General features: G+C 64.4%; 10 protein-coding genes. 3 read left to right on the top strand and 7 right to left on the bottom strand.

What is annotated here, in order from left to right; all coding sequences use genetic code 11:
* Positions 1-92: 92 nt before the first annotated feature.
* Positions 93-1,517 (bottom strand): glutamate--tRNA ligase, encoded by a 1,425-nt coding sequence (gene gltX, locus ACS3WB_RS06000; protein ID WP_438274649.1) that lies wholly within the window; start codon positions 1,515-1,517, stop codon positions 93-95.
* 219 nt (positions 1,518-1,736) lie between these two features.
* Between gltX and ACS3WB_RS05995 the strand changes: the two genes are divergently transcribed.
* On the top strand, positions 1,737-3,416 hold the full coding sequence (locus ACS3WB_RS05995; RefSeq protein WP_438274648.1) for a glutamine--tRNA ligase/YqeY domain fusion protein: 1,680 nt from the start codon (positions 1,737-1,739) through the stop codon (positions 3,414-3,416).
* Between the two features lie 310 nt (positions 3,417-3,726).
* Here ACS3WB_RS05995 and ACS3WB_RS05990 read toward each other — a convergent pair whose 3' ends face one another.
* Positions 3,727-4,290 carry an AAA family ATPase gene (locus ACS3WB_RS05990; protein ID WP_438274647.1) on the bottom strand — a complete coding sequence of 188 codons (564 nt, stop codon included), beginning with the start codon at positions 4,288-4,290 and terminating at the stop codon, positions 3,727-3,729.
* Positions 4,291-4,563: 273 nt separating this feature from the next.
* Here ACS3WB_RS05990 and ACS3WB_RS05985 point away from each other — a divergent pair, with 273 nt between their 5' ends.
* Positions 4,564-6,846: a ComEC/Rec2 family competence protein gene (locus ACS3WB_RS05985; RefSeq protein WP_438274646.1), complete on the top strand. Its 2,283-nt coding sequence runs from the start codon at positions 4,564-4,566 to the stop codon at positions 6,844-6,846.
* Between the two features lie 30 nt (positions 6,847-6,876).
* Here ACS3WB_RS05985 and lexA read toward each other — a convergent pair whose 3' ends face one another.
* Positions 6,877-7,581 (bottom strand): transcriptional repressor LexA, encoded by a 705-nt coding sequence (lexA, locus tag ACS3WB_RS05980; RefSeq protein ID WP_438274645.1) that lies wholly within the window; start codon positions 7,579-7,581, stop codon positions 6,877-6,879.
* A 153-nt stretch (positions 7,582-7,734) separates the two neighbouring features.
* Positions 7,735-8,949, bottom strand: coding sequence for a molybdopterin molybdotransferase MoeA (locus ACS3WB_RS05975; protein ID WP_292619568.1), 1,215 nt, complete (start codon positions 8,947-8,949; stop codon positions 7,735-7,737).
* A gap of 504 nt (positions 8,950-9,453) precedes the next feature.
* Between ACS3WB_RS05975 and ACS3WB_RS05970 the strand changes: the two genes are divergently transcribed.
* Entirely contained in the window at positions 9,454-9,849 is a 396-nt protein-coding gene (locus tag ACS3WB_RS05970; protein WP_292619566.1) for an SPW repeat protein, read from the top strand.
* Here ACS3WB_RS05970 and moaC read toward each other — a convergent pair.
* From moaC to trpD, 3 genes are all read right to left on the bottom strand, one after another.
* Entirely contained in the window at positions 9,838-10,350 is a 513-nt protein-coding gene (gene moaC, locus ACS3WB_RS05965) for a cyclic pyranopterin monophosphate synthase MoaC (RefSeq protein WP_438274644.1), read from the bottom strand. The genes ACS3WB_RS05970 and moaC overlap by 12 nt on opposite strands.
* Positions 10,351-10,604: 254 nt before the next feature.
* Positions 10,605-11,420, bottom strand: coding sequence for an indole-3-glycerol phosphate synthase TrpC (gene trpC / locus ACS3WB_RS05960; protein WP_438274643.1), 816 nt, complete (start codon positions 11,418-11,420; stop codon positions 10,605-10,607).
* Between the two features lie 9 nt (positions 11,421-11,429).
* The gene (gene trpD, locus ACS3WB_RS05955; RefSeq protein WP_438274642.1) at positions 11,430-12,443 is read right to left on the bottom strand and encodes an anthranilate phosphoribosyltransferase; all 1,014 of its coding nucleotides are present in this window, start codon (positions 12,441-12,443) and stop codon (positions 11,430-11,432) included.
* Between the last annotated feature and the right edge of the window lie 11 nt (positions 12,444-12,454).

Raw genomic sequence — 12,454 nt, 5'->3', positions numbered from 1 at the left:
TGAGACTAGTCGGTCATTCCAAAAGCGCCGCGCAATGGGTATCGTATTGCAGTGGGCATCGCAAGATCGCGAAAACAGCGGCTGATTCGGCGTTACGGAGAGCTCTGATCGCCGAGCCGGGCCAGGCACGTCTCTCTTCCGAGCACGGCCAGCACGTCGAATATGCCGGGAGATGTCGTTCGTCCTGTCAAGGCAATGCGAAGCGGTTGCGCGATGGCGCCGAGCTTGAGGTTGTTTTGTTCGGCGAAACGCCGCATCGCGGCTTCGGTGGTTTCCGCGCTCCACGCTGTTACTGATTCAAGTGTTGCGCGAAGCTTCCCGATCAGCGTGCGCGTCTCCGGCGTCAGCAGCGCCACGGCTTTGGCGTCCAGCGTCAACGGTCGATCGGCGAAGATAAATCTGGCGCTGTCGATCAGTTCGATCAGGGTTTTGGCTCGTTCCTTGAGCCCGGGCATCGCGCGCAGCAGTTGATCGCGCGTGACATCGGTCAGTTTCGGTTTGATGTCGGCTCCCTGGGGAACGTAATCAAGCGTTTCTTCGAACAAAGTGACGAGAAGGCGATCGTCGCAATTGCGGATATAGTGGCCGTTGAGGTTTTCAAGTTTGGCAAAATCGAAACGCGCCGCGGAGCGCCCGATCGCGGAGAGGTCGAACGCGTCGATCATCTCCTGTGTGGAGAAAATCTCCTGATCGCCATGGCTCCAGCCGAGCCTGACCAGATAGTTGCGCAGCGCCGCCGGCAGGTACCCCATGGCGCGGTAGGCATCCACCCCCAGCGCGCCGTGACGCTTGGAAAGCTTCGATCCGTCCGGACCGTGGATGAGCGGAATGTGGGCCATCACCGGGAGAGTCCATCCGAGCGTGTCGTAGATCTGCTTCTGGCGGGCGGCGTTGATGAGGTGATCGTCGCCGCGAATGATGTGCGTCACGCCCATGTCGTGATCGTCGACCACGACCGCAAGCATGTAGGTCGGCGTGCCGTCGCCCCGCAGCAGCACGAGATCGTCGAGGTTCTCGTTCTGCCAGGCGACACGTCCTTGAACCTGGTCCTCGATCACGGTTTCGCCGGTCAGAGGCGCCTTGAGACGAATTGTCGGTTTGACGTCCGGCGGAGCCTCCGACGGACCGCGGTCACGCCAGCGGCCGTCGTAAAGCTTGGCGCGGCCCTCGGCGCGCGCCTTCTCCCGCATCGCGGTCAGTTCCTCCTGTGTCGCATAGCATCGGTAAGCCTTGCCTTCGGCGAGCAGTTGCTCGGCGATATCGCGGTGCCGCGCCGCGCGGGAAAACTGGTACACGACATCGTCGTCCCACGTGATACCGAGCCATTTGAGTCCATCGAGAATAGCCTCGATCGCAGCCGTCGTGGAGCGCGCGCGATCGGTGTCCTCGATCCGCAGCAGCATCTTGCCGCCGTGCTTGCGCGCATAGAGCCAGTTGAACAGCGCTGTTCGGGCACCTCCGATGTGAAGAAAGCCGGTCGGCGATGGAGCGAAGCGGGTAACGACGGGTGCGGTCATTTTTCACGGATCTGAGGCTTCGGAGACGGTATTGGCGGGCGTTTATCACACCTCGGATTCGCATGCACGGCTAATTGGCTGCATCATCAATTCAGCGAAGGTATTCCGGCCCGCTTCAAAAGCGCTGAAGCGGCTGTGCCATTCCTCAAACCGGCGGCATCTCGGCCCTTGGCGGGCGCCTGCGGATTTGGCACATAGGCGCAGCTTGAAAGGCACACAATGAACGACGAATCGACTGCGGAAGCTGGCCGGGATTTCATACGCGATATCGTGGCGGCCGACCTCGCGTCCGGAAAGCACAAGAGCATCGTCACCCGGTTCCCGCCGGAGCCGAACGGCTACCTGCATCTGGGGCACGCCAAATCGATCTGCCTGAATTTCGGTATCGCCGAAGAGTTCAGCGGCCGCTGCAATCTTCGCTTCGACGACACCAATCCGGCCAAGGAGGAACAGGAATACATCGACGCGATCCAGCGCGACGTGCGCTGGCTGGGTTTCGATTGGGGCGACGGCTTGCACTACGCCTCGGACTATTTCGAGCAGCTTTACGCCTGGGCACAGCACCTCATTCGCGCGGGCAAGGCCTATGTCGACGACCAGTCACAGGAGGAAATCCGACTGGCGCGCGGCACGCTGACCGAGCCCGGTACGAACAGTCCGTTCCGCGACAGGCCGGTCGACGAAAATCTCGATCTGTTCGCGCGGATGCGGGCGGGAGAGTTCCCCAACGGTGCGCGGGTTCTGCGCGCCAGGATCGACATGGCAGCCGGCAACATCAATCTGCGCGATCCGGTGCTCTATCGGATTCTGCACGCCTCCCATCCACGCACGGGAACGGCGTGGAACATCTATCCGAGCTACGATTTCGCGCATGGGCAATCGGACTCGATCGAACACATCACGCATTCGATCTGTACGCTGGAGTTCGAGGATCACCGTCCGCTGTATGACTGGTTCCTCGACAACCTCCCGGTGCCGTCGCGGCCGCACCAGTACGAATTCGCCCGGCTCAACGTCACGCATACTCTTTTGTCCAAGCGTGTGCTGACGGAGCTGGTTCGCGGCGGTCATGTCTCCGGCTGGGATGATCCGCGCATGCCGACGCTCGCGGGCCTGCGGCGGCGCGGCGTGCCAGCCGAGGCGCTGCGCGAGTTCATCAAGCGGATCGGCATCGCCAAGGCCAACAGCACCGTCGACATCGGGATGTTCGAGTTCGCGGTCCGCGAGACGCTGAACAGGAGCGCGCCGCGCCGCATGGCCGTCTTGCGTCCGCTCAAGGTGGTGATCGAGAACTATCCTGAAGGCGAAAGCGAGGAGCTTGAGGCGGTCAATCATCCGGACGATCCATCGCAGGGCACGCGACGCATCCGGTTCGGGCGCGAGCTTTATATCGAGCGGGATGATTTCATGGAAAATCCGCCGAAGAGGTTCTTCCGCCTGTCGCCGGGCAACGAAGTGCGGCTGCGCTATGCCTATTTCGTTACATGCCGCGAGGTGGTCAAGAACGCGGCGGGCGAAGTGATCGAGCTCCGCTGCACCTACGATCCCGCGACCAAGGGCGGCAACGCGCCCGACGGCCGCAAGGTGAAGGCCACCATGCATTGGGTGAGCGCGGCCGATGCGGTGCCGGCCGAGATCAGGCTCTACGGTCATCTGTTTGCGACCGCGCAGCCGGACGCCGCGAACTTCGTATCCGAACTCAATCCGCAATCGCTCGAGACTCTGTCAGGCTGCATGGTCGAGCCGGCGCTGGCCGGCGACAATGCGGAGGGCGCGGTGCAATTCGAGCGGCAGGGTTATTTCTGCCGCGACCGGGATTCGTCACCCGGCCGTCTCGTGTTCAACCGGACGGTCGGCCTGCGCGACACCTGGGCAAAGGTAGCCGCAGCCGGATCGTGAATTCGCCGGTATTCCGTATCCGTTCCACTGTTCCTTGCGCGCTCTCTTCCGCTAGATCGTGATCAGGTTTGATTGAGTTGTCGTGCCCGGCTTTATGCCGAGCATCCGCGCCTCGAAGTGTGAACCGTTTCAAAGACGTGGATGGCCGGGACAAGCCCGGGGCCACGTGGCGGACACGACCGGCGTTGGAATCTGAATGCCGGTCACGGCTTCCCTTGTTGCAGATCATGTCGCAGTGCTCTGTCGCTTGCCACAAAGACATGCGACGCGCGCCCCCGACGCTCCGGCGGCCGCCAATCTGTCGCGGCTTTTAGGATTTTCGCGACAGGCACTTTGAACCATCAGCCGAGGGGATCGGTTGAAGCGCCGTAAGAAAACTATGTATCTTGCTCTTGCTGCTTAGGCGGACGACCGGTACGTGCGCGCCAAGCCGCAGCCGCTCGTTTTCGATCTTCGGCCGATAGTCCCGGTCGAAGGTCCAGACAAAACGTAGAAAGGTGATGAACTCCTTGTTTAGCCGCTCGGAGCAACCAACGGGCATGTCCGGCCTCGGCCTTCGCAGAAGGTTCCGAACAACCACGCGTCTGAGGCAGGTGGCGCGGGGTGTGTCCATCCAGATCACGAGGTCCGCGCGCGGCAGGCGCAGGTCGAAAGTCCGGCGGGAATAGTTTCCCTCGCAAATCCACTCCGGCCCGGAAATCGCATTGGCAACCCGCCGTCGGAAGTCCATGGGCTCGGGTTCTTTCCATTTCGGCCGCCAGAAGAGCCGGTCGAGATGAACGACTGAGCAGGAGAGCCGCTCGCCCAGCACGCGCGCGAGCGTCGATTTTCCGCTCCCGGCATTGCCCAGAATGACGATCCGCCGTGGTAACATTGCTATCCACCAGCTTTCGCGAGATCACCCGCCTGCATGTATTGTTCAAGTAGAGGCACCGGCCGCAATTTTCCGCATAACGGACATGGTGTCGCGAATCTCCCAAAACCTGCGACACATTTTTAAGGCCCGATAAGCGGCAGGTTTCAAATCGTTACCGTCAGGAAATGTCTGTCTCGGTCTGAATCCGCCCGGCCATGACGCATTGAAACACTTCATCGTCAACTCATCCTATTCTAGCATTGCGGCGAGGGCGCGAGGGGTGGTGGCCGGATGCCGGAGCGGGGCAGGGCTCGGGATCGGACAGGCGGGTACGCGGGAACATGGCCGCCGCGGAAGGCTGTCGCCGCCAGTCCTTCGCAGGTCTCTTCGGGCACCTTGCCGGCGCTTGCGGCCCGGCTGCGAGACTGGGTGCGCGCCGAAGCCGGACCGGGGCGGCTGTTGTCCTGGGTGCCGGTGGCGTTCGGCGCTGGCATCGCGATCTATTTTGCAGCCGATCATGAGCCGATAGCCTGGATCGTCGTCCCGACTGCCGGCTTCCTCTGTCTGGCCGCACTGCTGCTGCGTCGGCATCGGCTGTTTCCTGTGGCCGTCATGATCGCCGCAATGGCTGCGGGTTTTGCCGTCGCCACGATGAATACGGCGCGGATGGCGCACGTTGTCCTGAAGCGGTCGATGTATTCGCCGATGCTCAAGGGTTTCGTCGAAACCCGCGAGGTGCGCGAGCGCACCGATAGATTTGTTTTGCGTGTCGTGCGGATGGACGATTACCGGCGCCACGTCAAACTGGATCGCGTGCGGCTGTCGGTCAGGAAGGGCACCGCGCCGGCCGTCGGCAGCTTCGTGGAATTGAAAGCGCGGCTGCAGCCGCCGCTCACGCCTGTGCGGCCCGGAAGCTACGATTTCGCGCGCGACATGTATTTCCAGGGCATCGGCGCCTCCGGTTTCGTCATGGGTGCGATCAAGATCGTGGATCCTCCGGACGGCGGCGGGATAGCCTTGCGTTACGCCGCGCTGATGCAGCAGCTTCGCGACGCCATCGATGCCCGCATCCGCCTTGTCCTCGACGGCGATTCACGGGCGATCGCCACCGCGCTTCTGACCGGTCGGCGCGACGCCATCACGACGCCGGTCAACGATGCGATGTTCATTTCGGGGCTCGGCCATGTGCTCTCGATTTCCGGCTATCACATGGCCGTGGTCGCCGGTGTCGTGTTCTTCGCGGTGCGCGCGCTGCTGGCGTTGATCCCGGCGCTGACGGCAGTTTTCCCGATCAAGAAATGGTCGGCGGCGGCGGCGCTCGCGGCGGTGGCGTTTTATCTGCTGCTGTCGGGCGCCGAGGTCGCGACCCAGCGCTCATTCTTCATGACGGCGGTGGTGCTGATCGCAGTCATGGTCGATCGGCGCGCCATCACGTTTCGTACGCTGGCTGTTGCGGCGATGATCGTGCTTGCGATTGCGCCGCAGGCGCTGGTGCATCCGAGCTTTCAGATGTCGTTCGCGGCAACGCTCGGGCTGGTGGCGCTGGTCCAGCTCGGGATGCCGAAACTGTTCGCGACGCCCGATCACTCGCCGACCGCGCGCGCCGCGCTATGGGGCGGCCGGGAAATCGTCACGCTCGCGCTGGCCTCGTTCGTCGCCGGACTCGCGACCACGCCCTATGCCGCGTTTCATTTCCATCGCGTGACGCCCTATGGCGTGGTCGCGAACCTGCTGGCGATGCCCGTTGTCTCGGCGCTGGTGATGCCGGCGGGACTTCTCGGCCTTGCAGCCATGCCGTTTGGCTTGGATGGCGTGTTCTGGCGGCTGATGGATTTCGGCATCGAATGGATGATCGCCGTGGCCCAGTGGGTTGCGGCGCTTCCCGGCGCCATTGGCCGCATGGCGGCGTTCGGAACGGGACCGCTGATCGCGGCGACGGCGGGCATCATTCTGCTCGGACTGCTCAGGACGCCGCTGCGCTGGAGCGGCGCGGCCATCATCGGGCTGGCGATCGCCTGGTCGCTTGCGGTAGCGCAGCCGGACATTCTGGTCTCCGCCGACGGCCGCAACGTCGGCGTGCGAGGTGGTGACGGCCGCCTGCATCTGATCAGCACGGGCAAGGACGCCTTCACCGTCAAGGAATGGCTGGCGGCCGACGCAGACAGGCGCGGGCCCGCCGATCCTTCGCTCGCGGAGGGTGTTTCCTGTGACGACGCAGGCTGCGTGGTCAAGGCGAGCGACGGCGGAATTGTCGCGCTGGCGCGGCGGCCGGATGCGATGGAGGACGACTGCCTGCGGGCGGCGGTGATGGTGACGGCATGGCAGGCTCCAGAGGGATGCCTCGCGCAGGTCGTCGATCAGGAGCGACTGCGCCGGAAAGGCGCTCTGGCGCTGCGGCGGGGCCCGGGCAGCGCAAACGGCTTTGTCGTCGATGCGGTCAGGCCCGAGCGTGTCGACCGGCCATGGTCGCCAGCCCCCGCCGATGAAAAGCCAAAGTCGATCGGCGATCGAGCGGAGCCCGCGCGTCCGATCGATGCCACGCCCGCGGCAGACGATCTCCAGCCCGACGATTGAGCGGACTGCCGGCGATCGCTATTCGCCGGATCAGTACTTGCGGTAGATGCCGATCAGCTTGCCCTGGATCTGCACGCGGTTCGGCGGAAGGATACGGACCTCGTAAGCTGTGTTCGCGGGCTCGAGCGCGATCGAGGCCCCGCGGCGGCGGAAGCGCTTCAACGTTGCTTCCTCTTCGTCGATCAGCGCAACGACGATGTCGCCGGTTTCCGCCGACTCGTTGCGCCGGATCAGCGCCAGGTCGCCGTCGAGAATTCCGGCTTCGACCATCGAGTCGCCGCGCACCTCAAGCGCGTAGTGCTCGCCATTGCCGAGCATGTCCGGCGGAACGCTGATGGTATGGCTGCAGGTCTGCAACGCTTCGATCGGCGTGCCGGCCGCGATGCGCCCCATCACCGGAACGGCGACAGGGCGGTCCGCGGCGTCGTCGACGTTGCCGCTGGGCCGGCGGACCTTGCCGAGATTGCCTTCGATGACGCTCGGCGTGAAACCGCGCCGGCCACCGCCGCCGCCGGCGGCGAGCTCCGGCAGTTTGATGACCTCGATGGCGCGCGCGCGATTGGGCAGGCGGCGGATGAAGCCGCGCTCCTCCAGCGCCGTAATCAGGCGATGGATGCCCGACTTGGAGCGCAGATCGAGTGCATCCTTCATTTCATCGAACGAGGGCGGAACGCCGGATTCCTTCAGCCGTTCGTTGATGAATCGCAGGAGTTCGTACTGTTTGCGCGTGAGCATGCCGACTTTAGTCCCCGATTGATGGCGCCCGCCGTCCGATTCCGATAACGATGGCTCGCAATGTCATGAGTTCTCGAAACAAATCATGAACGAACACTATATGTTCGATATGTGTTCCGCAAGTGTTTAATTTAGCGTCAACGGAGCGAGGTTTTACGACAACGCGAGTTTGATGATGTCGCACGGTTCACCCTTGCGGGCGGCGGGTGCGAACGGCGCGCGGACCACGAGCGCTTCCGCCGCGGCGAGATTGCCCAGCAACGAACTGTCCTGATGACCGACCGGCGTCGCGGTCGGCAGCCCCTCGGCCGAGTACGCCAGGCGCGCGCGCAGGTAATCCTGCCGTGCCTGATTGGAGGCGAGGTCCTTGCCGAGCAAAGCGCGTTCAACGCGATGGCCGACGTCCTCGCGCCCGGACAGTGCGCGGATCAACGGCACCATGAACAGGAACGCGCAGATATAGGACGAGACGGGATTGCCGGGCAGGCCGATCACGCGCATCGGGCCGAGCCGCCCGTGCATCATAGGCTTGCCTGGCCGCAGCGCGATCCGCCAGAACGCGATCTCCACGCCTTCGGCGTCGAGCGCACGCTTGACGAAGTCATGGTCGCCGACCGACGCGCCGCCGGTGGTGACGAGAATGTCGGCGCCGCTGTCGCGGGCGCGGCGGATGGCGGTCCTCGTTGCGTCCAAGGTGTCGGCGACGACGCCGAGGTCGAGCGCCTCGGCGCCTTCGCTGCGGGCGAGCGCGCGAAGCGCGTAGCCGTTGGACAGGATGATCTGTCCGGGGCCCGGCGTTGTGCCCGGCAGGACCAGTTCGTCGCCGGTGGCGAGCACGGCGACCTTCGGACGGCGATGCACCGGCAGGTCCGGGTAGTTCATGCCTGCGGCCAGAGAGAGATGGCGGTCGGTGAGATAGCTATGGGCGCGCAGCAGCACGTCACCCTCGCGAAAATCGACGCCGGCGGCGCGGATGTTCTTTCCGGCGGCGGTGGCTTCCTTGAGGATGACATGCTCGCCGTCGCGTTCGGTGTCTTCCTGGATCACGACGGTATCGGCGCTGTCCGGCACCACGCCGCCGGTGAAAATCCTCAAAGCCTCGCCGGCCTGCAGCGCCCGCGCGAGAGGCCGTCCCGCGGCGATCTCGCCGATCACATGCAGCCGCGCCGGAATCGTCGCGATGTCGGCGGCGCGCACCGCATAGCCGTCCATCGCCGACATCGCGACCGGTGGCTGGGTGCGGCGCGAGGGAAGGTCGCGTGCCAGCACCCGGCGATGGGCGTCGTCAAGGCCGACCATTTCTTCCGGCAGCGCTTCGACTCCGGCAAGAACAGCCGCTAAGGCGTCGGCAACCGCCATCAAGGGCATGACCATTTTCTCCCAGGGTCCCACCGGTCCGATTTCCGGGATCGGCGGGAGGCTGTGCGAACGTTACAATCAAAGAACTGCTGGCAAACATAGATTGCCAGATGGGTTTTTTAGATTTGGCGTCCGCCTTGCGAGGCTGCCGCCGGTCGGCTGGATCGTCGAAGAAACGAGCACGCTTCGCCGGCGTAGGACCTCATCTACAGAACTTGCGATCCGCAGACAACGTTCGCCGAACATTGCGACGGGCCGTTCAAACGGGTTCGCCCTGCTGAGGGCCGCCTCACCGGCAAGGGCTCAACTGTCTGATGAACTCCCGAACCCGAATCCTATCGAGATCATCGGGTTGGCGACATTTTCTGATTCGAGATCAAAACGCCCATGAAGGGTAGACAAACCTTAATGAGGGAACGACGGAACCGTCCGAGGCCGGGTCGGTTGTTCGAAAATCGGGAGGGGTGATTCGGGCGAGGGCAATGGTTGGAGGGCGCAGACAAGGAGGCATCCATGAAGTGGAAAAAATGGCGACGGGAATCGATCCTCGACGTCTACAATCTCGTGCTGGCTCTGGGCCTGTTTGCGACTCCCTGGTTTCTCGCGCGGGCCACAGCGACGACGGACCTCGATATCTGGGCCAGCGCCGCGGCGATCGGCGTGATCTCGGTGGCGGCGCTGCTGGCGTTCGCCCGGTGGAAGGAATGGGCCAACCTGCTGCTCGGTCTCTGGCTGATCGTCTCGCCCTGGGTTTTGGGCTTCGCCCATACCCGCGCCATGCACTTCAGCATTGGCATCGGCGTTGTGGTCGCGTTCCTGGCGGCGCTGGAAATCTGGCTGGTCTATGACAAGGAGGATGAGGCTCGCCGCCTTGCGCAGGCCGAGCATGACCGGCCGCTATTTCACTGACGGAGCCTCCGTCACGAGGTAGTGGCCGGACTTGCCGCCCTTCTTCTCGACGAGGTGAATGCCTTCGATCCTCACCCCGCGTTCGACGGCCTTGATCATGTCGTAGATGGTGAGACAGGCGACGGAGACGGCGGTCAAGGCTTCCATCTCCACGCCGGTCGGGCCGGAGACCTTGACGCTGGCCTGCACCCGGCAGCCCGGAATTTTTTTGTCGGTCTCAATGTCGAGCGTGACCTTCGACAGCGCCAGCGGATGACACAGCGGGATCAGGTCTGAGGTTCGCTTGGCCGCCATGATGCCGGCGATGCGGGCGGTGCCGAGCACGTCGCCTTTCTTGGCGTTGCCGCTTTCGATCAGCGCCAGCGTTGCTTTCGTCATGACCACCACGCCTTCGGCGACGGCGACGCGTTCGGTCGCGGGCTTGGCCGAGACGTCGACCATCCGCGCTTCGCCTTTGGCGTCGATGTGGGTGAGGGCGGGTTCGTCTTTCTTGCTGACCATATGCGTCCTTTACCCGCCCCTTGAGGGGAAGGGTCGGACAGCGGAGCCGTCCGGGGTGGGGTGAATGTCGTCCGGAAGAAACCCGAACATGGTGCGCATTTTGTTAAGCCACGAGTTGTCGGCAACCATCAGGCACTTCAATGGCTGGAATATCACCCCACCCCGATCGCCCCGGACAACGCTATGCGTTGCTCGGCGCGACCGACCCTCCCCCTCAAGGGGAGGGTGAGGCCGAAACGCTATGCGCCACTTCCTCATGGTTTCGCCGCGTCCGCCTCGTTCCGCGCCAGCAGTGTGCGGGTCGCGGCGGTGACGTCGGCCTGCCGCATCAGGCTTTCGCCGACGAGGAAAGTGGAGATGCCGACCCGCTCGAGCCGCGCGAGGTCGGCTTGTGCGAAGATGCCGCTTTCGCCGACCAGCAGGCGGCCTTTCGGCACGAGCGGCGCCAGCGCTTCGCTGGTCGCGAGCGTCGTCTCGAACGTGCGCAGGTTGCGGTTGTTGATGCCGATCATCGGCGAACGGAGTTTCAGCGCGCGATCGAGTTCGGCGCGATCGTGAACCTCGAGCAGCACGTCCATGCCAAGATCGAACGCCGCCGCCTCGATGTCTGTCGCCGTCGCATCGTCGAGCGCGGCCAGGATGATCAGGATGCAGTCGGCCCCATGCGCGCGGGCCTCGGCCACCTGATAGGTATCGAACATGAAATCCTTGCGCAGCACCGGCAGCGACGTCGCGGCGCGGGCGGCCGTCATGAAATCGAGCCGGCCTTGAAAGGAGGGCGCATCTGTCAGGACGGACAGACAGGCCGCGCCGCCGGCCTCGTAGGCGCGCGCCAGCGCCGGCGGATCGAAGTCGGCGCGGATCAGCCCTTTCGAGGGCGAGGCCTTCTTGATCTCGGCGATCAGGGCATGGTCGCCGCGGGCGTGTTTTGCGCGGATGGCCCCCACGAAGCCACGCAGCGGCGACGCTGCTTTGGCGGCTGCCATGACCTCGGAAGGCGGACGCGCACGCTTGGCGGCTGCGATTTCCTCGCGCTTGTAGGCTTCGATCTTGGTCAGGATGTCAGCCATGCCACGTCGTCAACCGTTGGATACCGCGATCAGCCGCTTCAGCTTGTCCATGGCCGCGCCGCTGTCGAGCGATTTCGCGCCGAGCGCGACGCCGTCCTTCAGGTCCTTCGCTTTGCCCGCAACGATCAGGGCCGCCGCCGCGTTGAGCAGCGCGACGTCGCGAAAAGCGCCAGGCTTGCCTTCAAGCACGCCGCGCAAGGACGCTGCGTTCGCCTCGGCGTCTCCGCCCTTCAGCGCATCGCCACCCGCGCGGGACAGTCCCGCGTCATCCGGCGTCACCTCGAACGTGCGGATGTTGCCGTTTTCGAGGGTCGCCACGAATGTCGGGCCGGTGAGGGTGATCTCGTCGAGTCCGTCGGAGCCGTGCACCACCCACACCGAATCCGAACCGAGGTTCTTGAGCACCTGCGCCAGCGGCTCAACCCATTTCCGCGAGAACACGCCGACCATCTGCCGCCTGACGCCGGCCGGATTGGACAGCGGGCCAAGCAGATTGAAGATGGTGCGGGTCGCGAGTTCGACGCGTGTCGGGCCGACGTTCTTCATCGCCGGATGATGCGTCGGCGCGAACATGAAGCCGATGCCGGCCTCGCTGACGCAACGGCCGACCTGTTCGGGCGTGAGGTCGATCCTGATGCCGAGCGCGGCGAGGCAATCGGCGGCCCCTGATTTCGAGGACAGCGCACGGTTACCGTGCTTGGCGACGGGAACGCCCGCGCCGGCGACGATGAAGGAGGCGCAGGTCGAGACGTTCACCGAGCCCGAGCCGTCGCCGCCGGTGCCGACCACGTCCACGGCATCCGCCGGCGCCGTCACCCGCAGCATCTTGGCGCGCATCGCCGCGACCGCGCCCGTAATCTCGTCGACGGTTTCGCCGCGCACGCGCAACGCCATCAAAAGGCCGCCCATCTGCGAGGGCGTCGCCTCGCCGGACATCATGCTGTCGAATGCCGACGCTGCCTCCTCGCGCGTCAGCGTCGCGCCGGTGGCGACTTTTCCGATCAGGGCCTTGAGATCGTCCATCGAATGCTTTC

It is taken from the genome of Nitrobacter sp., assembly GCF_051535215.1.
Lineage (GTDB): Bacteria > Pseudomonadota > Alphaproteobacteria > Rhizobiales > Xanthobacteraceae > Nitrobacter.
This window is presented reverse-complemented; position numbering and strand designations above follow the sequence as displayed.

Bases quoted from the DNA above. Each gene is read 5' to 3' on its own strand.
- gltX (WP_438274649.1), bottom strand. From the start codon at position 1,517: ATGACCGCACCCGTCGTTACCCGCTTCGCTCCATCGCCGACCGGCTTT.
- ACS3WB_RS05995 (WP_438274648.1), top strand. From the start codon at position 1,737: ATGAACGACGAATCGACTGCGGAAGCTGGCCGGGATTTCATACGCGAT.
- ACS3WB_RS05990 (WP_438274647.1), bottom strand. From the start codon at position 4,290: ATGTTACCACGGCGGATCGTCATTCTGGGCAATGCCGGGAGCGGAAAA.
- ACS3WB_RS05985 (WP_438274646.1), top strand. From the start codon at position 4,564: ATGCCGGAGCGGGGCAGGGCTCGGGATCGGACAGGCGGGTACGCGGGA.
- lexA (WP_438274645.1), bottom strand. From the start codon at position 7,581: ATGCTCACGCGCAAACAGTACGAACTCCTGCGATTCATCAACGAACGG.
- ACS3WB_RS05975 (WP_292619568.1), bottom strand. From the start codon at position 8,949: ATGCCCTTGATGGCGGTTGCCGACGCCTTAGCGGCTGTTCTTGCCGGA.
- ACS3WB_RS05970 (WP_292619566.1), top strand. From the start codon at position 9,454: ATGAAGTGGAAAAAATGGCGACGGGAATCGATCCTCGACGTCTACAAT.
- moaC (WP_438274644.1), bottom strand. From the start codon at position 10,350: ATGGTCAGCAAGAAAGACGAACCCGCCCTCACCCACATCGACGCCAAA.
- trpC (WP_438274643.1), bottom strand. From the start codon at position 11,420: ATGGCTGACATCCTGACCAAGATCGAAGCCTACAAGCGCGAGGAAATC.
- trpD (WP_438274642.1), bottom strand. From the start codon at position 12,443: ATGGACGATCTCAAGGCCCTGATCGGAAAAGTCGCCACCGGCGCGACG.